Raw genomic sequence first — 16,713 nt, 5'->3', positions numbered from 1 at the left:
ACCTGTTCCGGGGTCCACCGGGATGCGCGCCCTGCCTCGGCAGTTCATGCGGCACGGTGGACCCCGGGACGGGCCCGGGGTGACGGTTAAGAAGTAGGCCAGCCAGATCAGCTTAGGACAACAGCTTCACCTCGGGCGCGCTGGCGCGCCTTGAGCTGCGCGCGCCAGCCGCGCGACCGCCACCACATGATGATCCCGGTAACCGCGAGGATCGCGGGCAACAGCCCGCCGAGGAAGATCACGATCTGCCAGACGATCCCCATCCGGGTGCCGTCGTGGATCCGCCGCATCGTCCGCGCGAGTTGTTCGCGTGGCTCGGGCACGACCTTTGCGGCACCATCGCCGTCGGCGACCGTCACGGCGCGGGCATCGTGCGCGATGCCGAGCGTCCACGACGGCTTTTGATCGGTCGGCCAATCGACCTTGGTGATGGCACCCGGCGACACGGCATTGCCGCGCGCGATCACCGCGTCGAGTGCGAGCTTGGGCGTCGCAAGCGGCAGCGGCCGCTGGCCACCCGCCCGCGCACCGGGCTTGCCGCCCGCCCCACCCTGCGCGCCGCCGAACACTTGCGGGAACGAGATCCAAGCCCCCGTCAGCGACAGCACGAACAGCGGCAGCGCGATCCAGAAGCCGAGCAGGTGATGCAGATTGGTATCGGTGTTGCGATGCCGCCGCCAGCGAAGCCCACGCGCCCAGCGCCCGACGGTCGGCCACCACAGCCACAGCCCCGACACGCTCGACAACAGCATCGCCACCCCGATCCAGCCGACCACTTGCCGCCCGACGCCGGGAATCAGCAGCGATCCGTGGATCATGTGGAAGGTGCGGATCAGCCCGCCGCCGCTACCCGCGCTGTCGAGCACATGCGCGGTCGCCGGATCGATCCAGACGGTCTTGCGGGGCGGCGGGGCGGCGGTACGCTTGGCGGTCGACGCGGTGCTCGCCACCACGATGACGGGCTCACCCGGCGCGGATGGGAGCGCGACCGAGGCGATCCGGTCGCCCGGCGCGAGCAGGCCGCGCGCCGCTGCGACATAGCGCTGCATCGGCTGCAGCCCGTCGCCGCTCGTCGCGTAGCGCTGCGGGTTGAGCGCATGGTCGAGCGCATCGTCCCACACCAGGGCGGCACCGGTCACCGACAGCGGGATGATCGCCACCGCCAGGATCAAGCCGATCCATTTGTGCACCTGGAACCAGGCGTTGCGCATTCCGATCTTGCTCACTCAAACCTCCGCCCAGCGGCGCAACAAATTGTGATAAACGCCGGTCAGCCGGACGATCTCGGCATCCCCCTGCCCGACACGCGCGCCGAGCGACTGGATCGCGGTGTCGAGCTCGAACAGCATCGCGCGCGAATCAGTGTCGCGGACCATCGACTGGATCCAGAAAAAGGATGCGACGCGCACGCCGCGCGTCACCGGCGCGACGTGGTGCAGGCTCGACGCCGGATAGAGCACCAACTGACCCGCGGGCAGCTTGACGCTTTGCTCGCCGAACTGCGTCTGGATGACGAGCTCGCCGCCGACATAGCTGTCGGGATCGGCGAGGAAGAGCGTCGCCGACAGATCGCTGCGGATGCGATAGTCGCTGCCGCGGCGGATGCGGATCGCGCTGTCGACATGCGCGCCGAACCCGTCACCGGCTGCGTAGCGGTTGAACAGCGGCGGAAACACCTTGAGCGGAAGCGCCGCCGCCACGAACAGTGGCGAGGCGGCGAGCGCATCGAGCACGATCGCCCCACCAGCGCGCGCAGCCTGCGAATCCTCGGGCAGTTGCGCATTGTGCTTGGCGAGCGCGGACTGGTGCCCCGACGTGGCGTTGCCGTCGATCCAGTCGCCCGCATCGATCATCGCGCGGAGCGTGGCGACCTGCGCTGCGTCGAGCAGATCCGGGATGACCGTCAGCATGCGGCCCCCCGGATCGCCTGGACGCCGCGCACGCGGAAGGCACCGATGTCGGAGGCCGCAAGCCACGCCGCGGCTTTCTCGACGAACGCCGGCGTCGCGCTCGCGCCGGCGCGCTTGAGCCAGCCGATCGCATCTTCGATCCGCCCCGCTGCGCCGAGCATCCGCGCATGGTTGAAGCACCCACGAAAATCGCCGCCCTGCGCCGCGCGGGCATAACAGAGCGCTGCCGCTGCCATGTCGCGCTCGACCACCCAGCCATCCTCGTGGAAGCTGCCGACGAAGTTAATCGCCTTGGCCCCTGCCAAATTTCTGCCGAGCGCCGCTGCCTTGCGGAACCACGCCAGCGCCGCCGGCCTGTCCTCGGCCACGCCGTCGCCGAGCGCGAGCAGGGTGGCGTAATTGTACATCCCCCAGTCGAGCCCACGCTCGGCCGCGATGCGGTAGCAATCCGCCGCGCGGCGCTTGTCGGGCGGCGTGCCCCAGCCGAGATCGTAGCACCGCCCGACCATGTTGATCGCCATCAGGTGATGCTGCGCTGCCGCGCGCGTGAACCAGCCGAGCGCGGCGCGCGGATCCGTGGCGACGTCGATCCCGTCGAGCAGCATCTGTCCGAACACCGCCTGCGCCTCGGCCTCGCCTGCCTCGGCACAGGCGCGGATGAACGCCGCGCGCTCCGCCGGTGGTGCCGCCAGCCGCGCGGCGATCTCGTCGCGCGACAGCGCCGTGACATCCTCCATCAGAACTTTGCCGTGAGCGTGCCGAACACGGTGCGCCCGGGGGCGATCGACGCGTAATGGTTGGTATAGGTCTGGTTGAAATAGACCTTGTCGGTCAGGTTCTGCGCGTTGACCGAGAGCTGGAGGTTCGGCGTCAGCTGATAGCTCGCGCGGGCATCGAAGCGCCAATAGGCGGGGACGCCGCGCGCGAACTGGACCGTCGCGGGGGCGACCGTCACCACGCCCGCCGCGGTCTGCGTCGCGCTGCGATTGTCGGCATAGCCGCCATAGATGCGGCTCGAGTAGATCGCGCTGCCGCCGAGCTGGAAGCGCTTGGTGACTTCGTAATTGGTCGTCGCGGTGAAGCTGTGTTTCGCGATCTGCGGCACTTGCCGACCGGTATTGGCCGAGGCGACATAGACCGTGGTCGCCGGCGCAGCGCCATTCGCCGCCACGGCAAGCGCGCTCCGACCGCCATCGACCACCTTGGCATCGAGATAGGTGTAACCGCCGAACACCGTCCATCCCGGCAGCACCGCGCCCGATGCGGTGAGCTCGAGCCCGCGGATCCGCGTGCGGCCGATAAAGGCGACGCTGCCGCCATCGGCGGTGACGCGCGCGTTCTGGATGTCGGTCTGGAACACGGCTGCTGCGAGCGCGAGCTTTTCGTGGAACACGCTCGCCTTCGCGCCGAGCTCGTACGACTTGGTCTTCTGCACCTTGAGCGAGTCGAGCACCGAAAGCGTGGCAACCGTCGTCGGCAGCGCATTGTCCTCGCGACCCTCGCCGAGCAGGCTGTTGGGCGGCGTCGCGGCGGTGGCGTAGCTGGCGTAGAGGCTGGTTTCCTTGGTCGGCTTGAACACGAGGCCGGCCTGCCAGTTGAACAGTTCGTCGGTGCGCGACACGCGCAGCGGCACCGCGCCGACCGCGAAGGGCAGCGTCACGGTCGATTTGAAGCGATCGAAGCGCGCACCGACATTGAGGATCAGTTGCGGGAGCAGCGTGATCGAGTCGAAGCCATAGAGCGCGATCGTCTGCGCGTCGTTCTGCGTCTCGGTGTTGCTCGCGCCGCGAACGATCGGCGTCTGCACGCTCGACGTGTCGCTGGTGTAGTTGACGAAGGGGTCGTTGGGGTTGGGGTTGAACAGGCTCGTGCAATAATAGCGGGCGAGCGTCGCGGTCGTGCAGCGCGGCGTCAGCGTCGAGCCCGAGGCGACGACATAGGTGCCGCGCCGCGTCTTCTCCCACGCGAGCTCGGTGCCGACCGCGAAGCTGTGCTTGATGCTGCCGGTCGTGAAGCTGCCGCTGAGATCGGTCTGGTTGATCAGCGCCTTGCTATAGCCATAGCGCGTATTCGCGCGCCGCCAGACATAGCCGCCGCTCGTCAGATTGCCGCCAGTGTTGGTCGTCGTCGTGCCGAAGACGTTGCCCGTGCTGTCGTCGGGCAGCAGGAAGATATAGGCCTGCGTGTCATGGTTGAAGCGCGCGGTGTTGCGCAGCGTGATCCCGCCGCCGAAGTCATGCTCGACCCGCAGCGTCGCCTGGTTGGTCGTCGCATCGCGGAAGTCGCGGTTCTTGAGACCGTAGAAGGTGTTGCGCGAGATCGTACCGGTCTGGCCGCCGCGCGTCGTGACGGTGCCGATCGCGGGCGTCGTGAAGACAGTGCCCGCGGGCAGCGCGCAATTGGTGGCCGTGCAGACGTTGAGATAGGGAATACCGCTGTCGGGGAGCTCATGGCTCTCGAGCCGGTAGAAGCCGACTGTCAGCCGCGTCGGCGTGCCGAACCCGAAGGTGACGCTCGGCGCGATGCCCCAGCGCCGCGCGGAGACCGCGTCGCGCCCGGCGACGTTCTGGTCGTGCCACACGCCCTCGATCCGGAACGCCGCGGTGTCGCTGACGCGCAGGTTCACATCGGCGGTGACGCGCTTGTAATCGGCATTGCCGTACGAGACGCTCGCCGATCCGAAGCTGCTCGCTTGTGGGAGCTTCGAGAGGATGTTGATCGTGCCGCCGGCGCTCCCGCGGCCGCCGAGCGTCGAGTCCGAGCCGCGCACGATCTGCACCGAATCGACCGCGAACACTTCGCGGCTCTGCGAGGCGAGATCGCGCACGCCGTCGACGTAGAGGCTGCCCTGGCTGTCGAACCCGCGGATGAACGGGCGGTCGCCGATCGGGTTGCCGCCCTCGGCCGCGCCGAAGGTGATGCCGGGGACGGTGCGCAGCGCATCGGCGAGGCTGTTCGATCCGGTCTGCGCGATCGTGTCCTTGTTGAGCACGAGGATCGATTTCGGCGTGTCGAGCAGCGGCGCGACTTGCTTGGGGTCGGTGCGGCGCTGGCCCTGGACGACGATGTCGAGCTTGGCGTCGGGATCCATGTCGTTCGCCGCGGCGGGCGGCGCATCCTCGGCGAACGCCGGATGGCTAGCGAACGCGCCGACGCACGAGAGAGCGAGATAGACGGGCTTACGGACGGCAGAAGGTGTCAAAGCGGTTTCCCCTTGTGGGAACACCGCTATTGCGAGTCACTCGCACTGTCAACCTTGTTGCGAATGAGTATCACTAGTGATTGCTTGGAGGTCGGAAAGGATCCAGCTTCGCAGCGCGCTTGCCAGGTTGGGCGGATCCTCGGCAACGATCCGCAGCGCGTCGATCTGCGCGATGAGCGCATTGAGCGGCAGCCCGCGCCGCGCCGCCGCGGCTTCAAGGACGTGCCAGAATACGGGCTCGAGACTGATCGACGTGGCATGGCCCGCGATCGTCACCGAGCGTTTGACCGGGCCGATGAAGCCGGCGGCGGGTTGGGTTACGGTCATCCGCCCTGCTTGTGCATGTAGAAGCTCGTCGAGCGTTTCTCAGGGCCGTATACGCCGGTCGCGTGAATCGTCCGCTTGTCGGGCATCATCTGCATCGAGAACACGTCGTCGACGGTGCCGCGGACCGACAGATCGGTCTCGACAATCAGGTCGGGCCGCGGTCTGGTGATTTGCGCGCGGACGCCCGAGTTATCGCCGTCGAACTTGACCGGCGGGCCACCGATGATGGCGTCGAAACCGCTTCCGGTGTCGGTCCGCGAACTGAAGCGCTTGCCGTCTAGCTTGAGGATCGTATCGTTCTTTGAATCGGACGTAATGCTGACGCGCACCCATGTGCCAGACAGCAGATGCGCATCTTTAACCGGTGCCCCGACACGGCGCTGCACCGTTTCACCCGTAACGGCCTGGCCGCTCGGGTTGGTGTAGCTCGCGACGTGCCACGTCAGCGTATTGCCATCAGGCGAAACGACATAGGCGACCGTATACGCAAGCTTCCCGCGGATCTTGTCGATCTCCTTGACGACGTGATCGTTCTCGATCGTGATCGACTGCTCGTCCACATAGCCATCGCTGGGGATGGGATGGGGTTGGCGATCGGCTTTCACAGGGGCGTTGTCGTCGCGCTTGAAGACCCCTGTCCCCACCCGAAAGACGCTCGGTTTGACATCACCGGTGATCGACATGGTGTCGATCCGCCATCGTCCGGTGAAGGCGGCATCGAGGCTGGTTTCAGGTGCCCCAGCGCCGATCGCAAGGATGGCAAGCGCGATGACGCTTGCGCCGCGGGCGACCTTGCGGTTGCGATAGCGCTGTCCGGCACGGATCATCCAAAACTCCCTATGGTCAAACGCCTGCGATACGAGCGGGATCGCGATCGGCGTCTGGATGCCCGGGTGTCCGTGCCAAATCGGGCGGGATCAAGGCGTATCGAACAGCGCCGCCAACTGCTCGATGATCGTCCCGCCCAACTGCTCGGCATCCATGATCGTCACTGCGCGCGCATAATAGCGCGTCACGTCGTGCCCGATCCCGATCGCCGCCAGCTCGACCGGCGATTTCGACTCGATCCAGCCGATCACCTGGCGCAGATGGCGCTCGAGATACGACCCCGAGTTGACCGACAGCGTCGAATCGTCGACCGGCGCGCCGTCCGAGATGACCATCAGGATCTTGCGCTCCTCGGGCCGCGCGATTAGCCGCGAATGCGCCCAGAGCAGCGCCTCACCGTCGATATTCTCCTTGAGCAGACCCTCGCGCATCATCAGCCCGAGCGATGGGCGCGCGCGGCGCCACGGCTCGTCGGCCTTCTTGTAGACGATGTGGCGCACGTCGTTGAGCCGCCCCGGCTGCGGCGGGCGCCCCGCGGCGAGCCAGGTCTCGCGGCTTTGCCCGCCCTTCCAGGCGCGCGTGGTGAAGCCGAGGATCTCGGTCTTGACGCCGCAGCGCTCGAGCGTGCGCGCGAGGATGTCGGCGCTGATCGCCGCGATCGAGATCGGCCGCCCGCGCATCGAGCCCGAATTGTCGATCAGCAGCGTGACGACGGTGTCGCGGAAATCGGTCTCGCGCTCGATCTTGTAGCTCAGCGACAGCGTCGGGTTGACGATGATCCGCGCGAGCCGCGCCGCGTCGAGGATGCCCTCCTCCTGGTCGAAGTCCCAGCTGCGATTCTGCTGCGCCATCAGCCGGCGCTGCAGCCGGTTGGCGAGCTTGGTCACCGCGCCCTGGAGATGGACGAGCTGCTGGTCGAGATACGAGCGCAACCGCGCGAGCTCGTCGGCGTCGCACAGGTCGGTCGCCGCGATCACTTCGTCATAGGCGGTCGTCCACGCCTTATACTCGAACTGCGACGACGGATCGGACAGCGGGCGGTTGGGGCGGACGGGGAGCATCCCCTCCTCGCCTTCGTCACCGGGTTCGCCATCCATGTCGTCGAACGAATCGTCGCCCTGCTCGGTGCCCTCGCCCTCTTCGCTATCGGCCTCGCTCTCCGAGCCGCGCGCCTCGATCTCGCCCTGGCCCTGTTCGCCTTCGTCCTCGCCCTCGTCGCCCTGATCGTCCTGCTGGTCTTCGCTGCCCTCTTCCTCCGATCCGCCTTCATCGGCCTCGTCGGGGATCATGTCGCCTTCGATCAGCTCGAGATCCTCGAGCAGCTTGGTGGCAAGGCCCGCAAAGGCGCGCTGATCGTCGATCGCAAGGCCAAGCGCATCGAGGTCGCGCCCCGCCTTCTGCTCGATCCAGTCGCGCACCAAGTCGAGCCCCGCGACCGTGCCCTCGGGCGGCGCCGCACCCGTTAGCCGCTCGCGCACCATCAGCGCGAGCGCGGTCGACAGCGGGACTTCGTCGCGGTTTCGTGCGCGCGTGATCGGATCGGCGCGCAGCCGCGTCTCGAGCGCGCGGTCGAGATTGGCGGTGATCCCGGCATAGCCGCGGCTGCCGAGCGCCTCGACCCGCGCGGTCTCCACCGCGTCGAACACCGCGCGCGCGACCGCCTCGCCGGGCGCGGTCTTGGCGTGGAGCGCGGTGTCGTGGTGCCGCAGCCGCAGCGCGAAGCCATCGGCGAACCCACGCGCCTCGGCGACTTGCTCGGGCGGGAGCGTGCGCGCGGGCATTGGCACCTTGATGTGCTTGCCGCTCTGCGCGGGCGCGTCGGCGGTGAAGGCGAGCTCGATCTCGGGCTCGTGCGCGACCGCGCGCGCAGTGCCGCCGAGCACCGCCTTGAAACGATCGAGCGGGGTATCAGTGGCCACGGTTCGACTCCGGCAATGCGGTACGCGCAGGGGCAGGAAGAGCAGAGCGATACATCATGCGCCCCTGCTATCAGATGAGCGCGGCGCGGAAAGCCGCAATCTTAGCGTCCGCGACGCAACAGCGAGGATTTCGCGCCTGCCGCCGCGCTCAAACTCGGACGATCCCGCGCTCGAGCAAGCTGTGCGCGGTATCGAGAATCGTCGTGCGCGCATCGCGCGTCTGCCACCCGAGCCGCGCGAGCGCGTGGCCGGCATCGAGCGCACGCGTCCGGCCGAGCTCGCCGGTGACCTGGCGGATCGTCGGATCGAACAGAGCGAGCAAGCGTACGACGAAATCGGGGATGCCGTGCTTCGGCACCTTGCGCGCTTGCAGGCCGAGGCCATCGCGCAGGATCGCGCCGACCTCGTTCATCCACAGGAACGGGCCTGCGCCGATGAAGCGTTCGCCGTCGAGCCCCGGCGTCTCGAGCGCGAGCACATGCAGATCGGCAAGATCGCGCACATCGACCACCGCGAAGCCGAGCCGCGGCGTCCCCGGCACCGACCCGTCGAGCAGCCGCTGGACGAACTGGATCGAGCTCGAGAAATCGTCGCTGAGCAGTGGCCCCAGCACCGCCGACGGATTGACCGAGCAGAACTCCATCCCCGTGCCGTGCGCCGCGATCCAGTCGCGCGCGGCGCGCTCGGCGATCGTCTTCGACTTGATATAGGCGCCGACGCCGGGCGCGGTCGGATCGGTCCAGTCAGCTTCGGTGTAGCGCCGCGCATCGCCGCTGTGCCCGTAGGCAATCGCCGCGACCGACGAGGTGAGCACGAAGCGCGAAACCCCCGCCGCCTGCGCGAAGTGCAGCGCGCGCAGCGCACCGTCGCGCGCCGGGACGATCAGGTCGTCGTCGTTCCTCGGCGCGCCCGCCGGAAAGGGCGAGGCGACATGCGCGACATGGCTGCACCCGGCGACCGCCTCGGCCCAACCGGCATCGCTCAGCAGATCGGCGGCGAAAAACGTCAGCGCGTCGGGCGCCACGCCAAGCGTCGCGCGGACCTCGGCCTCGCGCGCGAGCGATCGCACCGTGGTGTTGACGTGCCACCCGCGCGCGACGAGCTGGCGGATCAGGAAGCCTGCAATATAACCGCTGCCACCGGTAACCAGGACCGTCTTCGTCATCGCGCGCTCCACCTCTGCCTGGCGATCAGTTGTAGATCGAAACGTGTTGCACGCAAAGCGACTTGACCTTGCCAAGCCGCCCGCTCCCGTCGCACATGGCGCGCGCAGGAGAGCGCGCAATGGCCGATCAGGATCTCTACCCCGTCCCCCCCGAATGGGCCGCGCATGCGGGCGTCGATGGCGCGGGCTACGATCAGATGTACGGGCGCTCGCTCGCCGATCCCGGCAGCTTCTGGCTCGACCAGGCCAAGCGGCTCGACTGGATCAAGCGCCCCGAGATCGCGGGCGACTGGTCGTTCGACAAGAGCGACTTCCACATCCGCTGGTTCGCCGACGGCAAGCTCAACGTGTCGGCCAATTGCCTCGACAGGCATCTCGCCAAGCGCGGCGGCGAGACCGCGTTGATCTGGGAACCCGACGAACCAAGCGAAGACCCGCGCCGCTTCACCTATGCCGAGCTGCACGCCGAAGTCTGCCGCTTCGCCAACGTGCTGAAAGCGCAGGGCGTGGTGAAGGGCAACCGCGTCACGATCTACATGCCGATGATCCCCGAGGCGGCGTTCGCAGTGCTCGCTTGCGCGCGGGTCGGCGCGATCCATTCGGTGGTGTTCGGCGGCTTCTCGCCCGAGGCGCTCGCGGGGCGGATCGAGGATTGCGGGTCGACGATCGTCATCACCGCCGACGAGGGCCGCCGCGGCGGCAAGCGCGTGCCGCTGAAAGCCAATGTCGATGCCGCCGCAGCGAACGCGCCGAGCCTCGCCACCGTCATCGTCGTCAAGGCGACTGGCGGCGCGGTGACGATGCACGACGAGCGCGACGTCTGGTATCACGAGGCGGCCGAGGGTGTCGCCGCCACCTGCCCGCCCGAGCCGATGGGTGCCGAGGACCCGCTCTTCATCCTCTATACGTCGGGCAGCACGGGGCAGCCCAAGGGCGTGCTCCATACCAGCGGCGGCTATCTGCTGTGGGCGAGCCTGACGCACGAGCTCGCCTTCGACTATCGCCCCGGCGATGTGTGGTGGTGCGCCGCCGATATCGGCTGGGTGACGGGCCACACCTATATCCTCTACGGCCCGCTCGCCAACGGCGCGACGACGCTGATGTTCGAGGGGCTGCCGACCTGGCCCGACGCGAGCCGGATGTGGCAGATCGTCGATCGCCACAAGGTCACTACGCTTTACACCGCGCCGACTGCGCTGCGCGCGCTGATGAAGGAAGGCGACCGCTTCGTCACCGCGACCGATCGCAGCTCGCTGAAGCTGCTCGGCACCGTCGGCGAACCGATCAACCCCGAGGCGTGGCGCTGGTATCACGACGTGGTCGGCGAAGGGCGCTGCCCGATCATCGACACCTGGTGGCAGACCGAGACGGGCGGTGCGATGATCGCGCCGCTGCCCGGCGCCACCGCGCTGAAACCCGGTTCGGCGACCAAGCCGCTGCCGGGAATCGACCCGCAACTGCTCGATCCCGAGGGTGTCGTGCTGGGCGGCGCGACCTCGGGCAATCTCGTCATCGCGCGGAGCTGGCCCGGCCAGATGCGCGGCGTGTGGGGCGATAGCGATCGCTTCTTCCAGACCTATTTCACCACCTATCCAGGGAAATATACGACGGGCGACGGCGCGCGGCGCGACGAGGACGGCTATTACTGGATCACGGGCCGCGTCGATGACGTGATCAACGTGTCGGGGCACCGCATGGGGACGGCCGAAGTCGAGAGCGCGCTGGTGCTGCATCCGCATGTCGCCGAGGCGGCGGTCGTCGGGATGCCGCACGAGATCAAGGGCCAGGGCATCTACGCGTACGTGACGCTCAATTCGGGGCAGGATCCGTCCGACGATCTGCGCAAGGAGCTGGTCGGCTGGGTGCGCAAGGAAATCGGCCCGATTGCCGCGCCCGACAAGGTGCATTTCGCAGCCGGCCTGCCCAAGACGCGCTCGGGCAAGATCATGCGCCGCATCCTGCGCAAGATCGCCGAGGGCGACGTGTCGAGCCTGGGGGATACGAGCACGCTCGCCGATCCGGCGGTGGTCGATGATCTGGTGGCGAACCGCGTGGTTTGAGGCTGGGGGGGATGGCGGATCATAGACCGCCATCCCTACCGACGCCTTGCCCATCGACCGGGCCGGCCGCTGGCCAAAGTGCCGCGAGTACCTACAACCGTCACCCCGGGCTTGTTCCGGGGTCCACCGTGCCGCGCGTACGCCACGCAACCGACTGCCTTCCCGGTGGCCCCCGGGACGAGCCCGGGGTGACGAAAGTGAAAATCTAGAATGACGCGGCCGCAGTCCCTTCACCTGGAAGGGACTGCGGCCCGTTCATCATGCGCCGAACGTGCGCTGCCACCAGCCGCGACGCGGGCTGCCGGCTTCGCCCGGATCGGGATCGATCCCGCCGTCGGGACCAACCGCGGCGTCATCAGCCGGTGCGGCGCCGTCGAGGCCATCGGCCAGCACGACCGCCGGTGCTTCGGCTTCGGGCGCTGCCGCTTCGGGCGTCGCGGTGTCGACAGCCGCTGCCTTGGGCTTGCGCGTGCGCTTGGGCTTCGGCGCGGGCTCCTGCGAGACCGGCACGTCCATCGTCGCGCTGGTCTCGTCCGCGGGCGCCGCTTCGGCAGCTACCGGCTCGACCGCCTTCTTGCGACGCGTGCGCTTCGGCTTGGCGTCGGCGTCGACCGGCGCTTCAGCCGCGACCTCCGCCGGAGCCTCGACCACGGGGGCAGCCGCAGGCTTGGCCTTGGCGGGCTTGGCCTTGACCTCGGCATCGCGTGCCTTGGGACGGCGGCGACCCTTTTTCGGGGCTTCGGCCTCGGCTTCGGCTTCGACCATCGGCGCTTCGGCAACGGGTGCCTCGGCTTCGACGGTTTCGCTCGCTACCGCGTCCTCGGCGTCGGGCGCGCCGGTTTCGCTCGCGACCTGCTCGCCCTCTGCGCGACGTCCGCCGCGACGACCGCGACGTCCGCGACGACGACGCCCACCTTCGCCACCGGCGCCTTCGCCCGCGGCTTCACCGTCGGCCGCGAATGCCGCCTCGGCACCCTCGTCCTGCTCGGCCGTCTCGAGCTCGGCTTCGGCCTCGACCGAATCGTCGGCGTCGGACAGTTCGCCCTCGCCAAGCGCCTCGCCCTCGGCGGCAGCCTCACCCTCGGGACGCGCGCGACCGCGACGCCCGCGACGACGACGACGACGGCGCGAACCGGCCTCGTCCTCGCCAGCCGCCGCTTCGCTACGCTCGCGCGGAGCCCGCGGCTCGCGTGGCTCGCGGGCGGCCTTGGGCTGTTCCTCTTCCTCTTCCTCGATCTCGTCTTCGATCTCTTCCTCGACGAAATCGTCCTCAACTTCCTCGATCGGCGCATCGAAGCGCGGCGTGTAGGCCGGCGGCGGACCCGAGACCTCGACCGAAACGCGGGCGCCTTCCTGCTCGCCGTCAGGCGCGATCTCGATCATCACGCCGTAGCGCTCCTCGATCTCGGCCAGCTCGCCGCGCTTGCGGTTGAGCAGGTAGAACGCCGCTTCCTGGCTGGCGCGCAGCAGCAGCTGCGACCCGCGACCCTGCGCGGCTTCATCCTCGAGCATGCGCAATGCAGCGATGCCCGACGACGACGCGGTGCGGACGAAGCCCGTCCCTTCGCAATGCGGGCACGGCCGGGTCGAGGCTTCGAGCACGCCGGTGCGCAAGCGCTGGCGGCTCATTTCCATCAGCCCGAACGACGAGATGCGGCCGATCTGGATGCGCGCACGATCGTTCTTGAGCGCTTCCTTCATCGCCTTCTCGACCTTCCGGACATTGGACCCATTGTCCATGTCGATAAAGTCGATGACGACGAGCCCGGCCATGTCGCGCAAGCGCAGCTGGCGGGCGATTTCGGCGGCAGCCTCGAGGTTGGTCGCGGTCGCAGTCTGCTCGATCGAATGCTCGCGCGTCGAACGGCCCGAGTTGATGTCGATCGACACCAGCGCTTCGGTCGGGTTGATGACGAGATAGCCGCCCGACTTGAGCTGCACCACCGGGTGGTACATCGCCGAAAGCTGCTCCTCGACGCCGGCGCGCTGGAACAGCGGCACGGGGTCGCTGTAATGCTTCACCTTGCGCGCATGGCTCGGCATCAGGAGCTTCATGAACTCGCGGGCGTGCTGATAGCCCTCGGTGCCCTCGACGATGACCTCGTCGATCTCCTTGTTGTAGATGTCGCGGATCGCGCGCTTCATCAGGTCGCTGTCGCCATAGACGAGCGCAGGCGCCGACGAGGTGAGCGTGGTCTCGCGGATCCCGTCCCACAGCCGGGCGAGATAATCGAAGTCGCGCTTGATCTCCTGGCGCGTGCGCTGGAGGCCGGCGGTGCGCACGATGCAGCCCATCGACGGGGGCAGCTTCATGTCGGCCATGATCGACTTCAGACGCTTGCGATCGCCCGCGTTCGAAATCTTGCGGCTGATCCCGCCGCCATGCGACGTGTTGGGCATCAGCACGCAATAGCGGCCGGCGAGCGACAGATAGGTCGTCAGCGCGGCACCCTTGTTGCCGCGCTCTTCCTTCACGACCTGGACGAGCAGCACTTGGCGGCGCCGGATGACGTCCTGGATCTTGTAGCGATGGCGCAGCGAGGTGCGGCGCTGCTGCAGATCGTCGGCGGCATCGTCCGATGCCGAACGCTTGCGGCGACGGCCACGGCCTTCGCCACCGCGCGCTTCGCCCTCGGCGACGACTTCGGTGTCGGGCTCGTGCCCGCCCCCAAGCTCATCGGCGTCGTCGAAACGCTCGACCGACGTTTCGTCTACGTCCGAATCGCGCTCGAAGCCGTCGTCTTCATGCTCGTCGTCGTGGAGATCGTCTTCGGCATCCTGCTGGGCGCGCAATGCAGCTTCTTCAGCGGCATGCTCGGCCTCTTCGCGCAGGAGCGCGTCGCGATCTTCCTTGGGGATCTGGTAATAATCGGGGTGGATTTCGCTGAAGGCGAGGAACCCGTGGCGATTGCCGCCGTAATCGATGAAGGCTGCCTGGAGCGACGGCTCGACGCGCGTCACCTTGGCAAGATAGATATTCCCTTTGAGCTGCTTGCGCTCGGCACTCTCGAAATCAAACTCTTCGATTCGGTTTCCCTTGACGACAGCAACGCGGGTTTCCTCCCGGTGCCGTGCGTCGATCAGCATACGCGTGGTCATGTAATATTCTCCGGTCGCGCGACACAGGGTCCAAGGGCGCTGAGCGCCGTGGCGCTGGTCGCGCGCGATCAATGAAAGGGCTGGTCCCGGCAAAAAGGTCGCCTGGTTCGCCGCCCTGGGTTGTTACGAAAACTGCCTCTGCTCGCGCTGCACGCTCCGCCTTCCGGCCTGGAGCACCCCGCGCGCTCGCGATTCCGCCGGCGAAAGCCGGGCGGAGCGAGGGACGGGATAAATGCAGCATGCGAACGTCAACCTGGATGGGCCGCGCCAAAGGATTGTGGGGCGGCCAAGTGGCCCTGAACGCTGCCTGAACCAGGCAGAGGACGGGGTACTGTCTATTGCGTAGCATCCCCTGTCGTGCGCAGCAACTGGCAGCTTTTTGCCGGGCACCGGCAAATCTATGCCTACCCCGGCATTAACCGCACCCGGCAAGGCGGTCTTGCGACCTCGCCCTCTACCCAAGCTGCATGACCGCATCCCCCGCTCCCGCCGATTGTCGTGCCTGCACCGGGCAGCCAACGCCTTTTCGCTTTACCGCCCCTGCGATCCGGCTGCATTACAAGGCGGTGTCGTTCCTCCTCGCATTGCTGGCCTGCTGGTTTGCCGGCGCTCCCGGCTGGGCGGCGTCGATCGAACGCGTCGAGGTGAAGCACGACCGGATCGTGCTGCGCTTCGACCAGCCGATCGCCGATGCGTCGAGCTTCATCCTTGCGCAGCCGCAGCGCATCGCGCTCGACCTCAAGGGCGCGCGGCCGGGCGGCGCGCTGACGAGTGGCGGCGCGATCTCGGCGGTACGACTCTCGCCGCGCGGTCCCGACGGCGTGCGCATCGTGTTCGATCTCGCGCGGCCGACGCTGATCACCGAAGGCCAGTTCGGCCGCGACGGGCGCGAGCTGACGCTCGAATTGCGTACCGTCGACGACACGACCTTTGTCCGCGCCGCAAGCGAGCGCCGGATGCACTTCCTGCCGCCCTTCACGATGGGGCTGGCGCAAGCGGCCGATACGAGCGGCTACCAGGTCACCGTGCCGATCCCGCCCGCGCGGCGCAGCGCAGGCCTGCCGCGGATCTATGGCGACGACGACAGCCGCCCGCTGGTGGTGATCGATGCCGGGCATGGCGGCGTCGATCCGGGCGCAATCTCGCCGCTCGACGGGCGGCGCGAGAAGGACGTGACGCTCAAGATCGCCAAGGCGATCCGCGATGAATTGCTCCGCTCGGGCCGCGTGCGGGTGGCGCTGACGCGCGACGACGATCGCTTCCTCGTGCTGCAGGAACGCTTCGGCATCGCGCGACGGCTGCGCGGGGACCTGTTCATCTCGATCCATTGCGACAGCGTCGGTTCGGGCAATGCGAGCGGAGCGTCGGTCTACACGCTGTCCGAAGTCGCCTCCGACAAGGAATCGGCCAAGCTCGCGGCGCGCGAGAACAAGGCCGACATCATCTCGGGCGTGAACCTCGCTTCGACGTCGGCCGACATCTCGTCGATCCTGATCGACCTGACGCAGCGCGAGACGATGAACGCCTCGGCGAGCTTCGCGCGGCTGCTCGGGCGCGAGGCGCAGCCGCTGATCCCGGTCAAGGCCAACTTCCACCGCATGGCCTCGCTGATGGTGCTGAAGGCGCCCGACATGCCCTCGATCCTGTTCGAGACGGGCTATATCTCAAACCCGCACGACGCCGACTTCATCGACAGCGCCGAGGGCCGCCACAAGATCGCGCAAAGCATCGAACGCGCGGTCCAGGTCCACTTCGCCCGGCGGATGGCGTCGCGGGATTGAACGCGAGGGTTGGCGTCGAAGATGGCAAGTCCGGTATTACAGGCGCGTCGTCACCCCGGACTTGATCCGGGGTCTATGCGAGCGCTTTGGGTGGAGCGGCAGCCGCGATGCCGTACTCCGGCGCCAAGTCCCGCCAGCCAGGATTCTTCGCTTCGATCAGCTCGAGCTTCCATTGGCGCGCCCAGTTTTTCAGCTGCTTCTCACGGCGAATAGCGGTCTCCATATCGCCAAAGAACTCGATATGGACCAAACGCTTGACGTTATAGCGACTGGTAAATCCAGGCGTCGTTTCGCATCTGTGCTGATACATCCGGCCCACAGGGTCCGATGTAACGCCGATGTACAGCGTGCCACGCTTTTGTCCCGCCAGGATATAGACCGCAGGTGTCCGCTCGCGCATCGTTGCCCCCTTTTTTGACGGC

Annotated in this window: 12 protein-coding genes; 2 read left to right on the top strand and 10 right to left on the bottom strand. The window is 67.7% G+C overall.

All coding sequences use genetic code 11. The annotated features are described in order from the left end of the window. Window positions 1-107: 107 nt before the first annotated feature. The 8 genes from ABIB28_RS16175 to ABIB28_RS16140 all read right to left on the bottom strand — a co-directional run bounded on the left by ABIB28_RS16175 (window position 108) and on the right by ABIB28_RS16140 (window position 9,351). Window positions 108-1,226, bottom strand: coding sequence for a PepSY-associated TM helix domain-containing protein (locus ABIB28_RS16175; RefSeq protein ID WP_354289115.1), 1,119 nt, complete (start codon window positions 1,224-1,226; stop codon window positions 108-110). After that, window positions 1,227-1,910 (bottom strand): Fe2+-dependent dioxygenase, encoded by a 684-nt coding sequence (locus tag ABIB28_RS16170; protein WP_354289113.1) that lies wholly within the window; start codon window positions 1,908-1,910, stop codon window positions 1,227-1,229. Further along, window positions 1,904-2,647 carry a tetratricopeptide repeat protein gene (locus ABIB28_RS16165; RefSeq protein ID WP_354289112.1) on the bottom strand — a complete coding sequence of 248 codons (744 nt, stop codon included), beginning with the start codon at window positions 2,645-2,647 and terminating at the stop codon, window positions 1,904-1,906. The genes ABIB28_RS16170 and ABIB28_RS16165 overlap by 7 nt, the downstream gene beginning before the upstream one ends. Continuing rightward, window positions 2,647-5,112: a TonB-dependent receptor gene (locus ABIB28_RS16160; protein WP_354289111.1), complete on the bottom strand. Its 2,466-nt coding sequence runs from the start codon at window positions 5,110-5,112 to the stop codon at window positions 2,647-2,649. The genes ABIB28_RS16165 and ABIB28_RS16160 overlap by 1 nt, the downstream gene beginning before the upstream one ends. Window positions 5,113-5,160: 48 nt before the next feature. Then, window positions 5,161-5,439, bottom strand: coding sequence for a ribbon-helix-helix domain-containing protein (locus ABIB28_RS16155; protein ID WP_354289110.1), 279 nt, complete (start codon window positions 5,437-5,439; stop codon window positions 5,161-5,163). Continuing rightward, on the bottom strand, window positions 5,436-6,266 hold the full coding sequence (locus tag ABIB28_RS16150; protein WP_354289109.1) for a hypothetical protein: 831 nt from the start codon (window positions 6,264-6,266) through the stop codon (window positions 5,436-5,438). The genes ABIB28_RS16155 and ABIB28_RS16150 overlap by 4 nt, the downstream gene beginning before the upstream one ends. A gap of 90 nt (window positions 6,267-6,356) precedes the next feature. Further along, complete coding sequence (cobT, locus tag ABIB28_RS16145; protein ID WP_354289108.1) at window positions 6,357-8,186, bottom strand: cobaltochelatase subunit CobT; 1,830 nt, start codon at window positions 8,184-8,186, stop codon at window positions 6,357-6,359. Between the two features lie 148 nt (window positions 8,187-8,334). Beyond that, window positions 8,335-9,351 (bottom strand): SDR family oxidoreductase, encoded by a 1,017-nt coding sequence (locus tag ABIB28_RS16140; RefSeq protein ID WP_354289107.1) that lies wholly within the window; start codon window positions 9,349-9,351, stop codon window positions 8,335-8,337. 119 nt (window positions 9,352-9,470) lie between these two features. Between ABIB28_RS16140 and acs the strand changes: the two genes are divergently transcribed. Next, window positions 9,471-11,411 carry an acetate--CoA ligase gene (gene acs, locus ABIB28_RS16135; RefSeq protein ID WP_354289106.1) on the top strand — a complete coding sequence of 647 codons (1,941 nt, stop codon included), beginning with the start codon at window positions 9,471-9,473 and terminating at the stop codon, window positions 11,409-11,411. A gap of 258 nt (window positions 11,412-11,669) precedes the next feature. Here the strand turns inward: acs and ABIB28_RS16130 are convergent, their stop codons facing one another. Continuing rightward, complete coding sequence (locus tag ABIB28_RS16130; RefSeq protein WP_354289105.1) at window positions 11,670-14,510, bottom strand: Rne/Rng family ribonuclease; 2,841 nt, start codon at window positions 14,508-14,510, stop codon at window positions 11,670-11,672. Window positions 14,511-15,076: 566 nt separating this feature from the next. Between ABIB28_RS16130 and ABIB28_RS16125 the strand changes: the two genes are divergently transcribed. After that, window positions 15,077-16,291, top strand: coding sequence for an N-acetylmuramoyl-L-alanine amidase (locus tag ABIB28_RS16125; RefSeq protein ID WP_133191849.1), 1,215 nt, complete (start codon window positions 15,077-15,079; stop codon window positions 16,289-16,291). 73 nt (window positions 16,292-16,364) lie between these two features. Here ABIB28_RS16125 and ABIB28_RS16120 read toward each other — a convergent pair whose 3' ends face one another. Then, entirely contained in the window at window positions 16,365-16,691 is a 327-nt protein-coding gene (locus tag ABIB28_RS16120; protein WP_354289104.1) for a GIY-YIG nuclease family protein, read from the bottom strand. Window positions 16,692-16,713 lie beyond the last annotated feature (22 nt).

Source organism: Sphingomonas sp. UYEF23, assembly GCF_040546165.1.
Taxonomy (GTDB): Bacteria; Pseudomonadota; Alphaproteobacteria; order Sphingomonadales; family Sphingomonadaceae; genus Sphingomonas; species Sphingomonas glacialis.
Note: the sequence above shows the minus strand (reverse complement) of the source record. Positions and strands in the feature narration are given on the sequence as shown.

What these genes read in the sequence shown, in the direction of transcription:
- ABIB28_RS16170 (WP_354289113.1), bottom strand. Translation starts at nt 1,910, where the DNA reads ATGCTGACGGTCATCCCGGATCTGCTCGACGCAGCGCAGGTCGCCACG.
- ABIB28_RS16120 (WP_354289104.1), bottom strand. Translation starts at nt 16,691, where the DNA reads ATGCGCGAGCGGACACCTGCGGTCTATATCCTGGCGGGACAAAAGCGT.
- acs (WP_354289106.1), top strand. Translation starts at nt 9,471, where the DNA reads ATGGCCGATCAGGATCTCTACCCCGTCCCCCCCGAATGGGCCGCGCAT.
- ABIB28_RS16130 (WP_354289105.1), bottom strand. Translation starts at nt 14,510, where the DNA reads ATGACCACGCGTATGCTGATCGACGCACGGCACCGGGAGGAAACCCGC.
- ABIB28_RS16150 (WP_354289109.1), bottom strand. Translation starts at nt 6,266, where the DNA reads ATGATCCGTGCCGGACAGCGCTATCGCAACCGCAAGGTCGCCCGCGGC.
- ABIB28_RS16155 (WP_354289110.1), bottom strand. Translation starts at nt 5,439, where the DNA reads ATGACCGTAACCCAACCCGCCGCCGGCTTCATCGGCCCGGTCAAACGC.
- ABIB28_RS16165 (WP_354289112.1), bottom strand. Translation starts at nt 2,647, where the DNA reads ATGGAGGATGTCACGGCGCTGTCGCGCGACGAGATCGCCGCGCGGCTG.
- ABIB28_RS16140 (WP_354289107.1), bottom strand. Translation starts at nt 9,351, where the DNA reads ATGACGAAGACGGTCCTGGTTACCGGTGGCAGCGGTTATATTGCAGGC.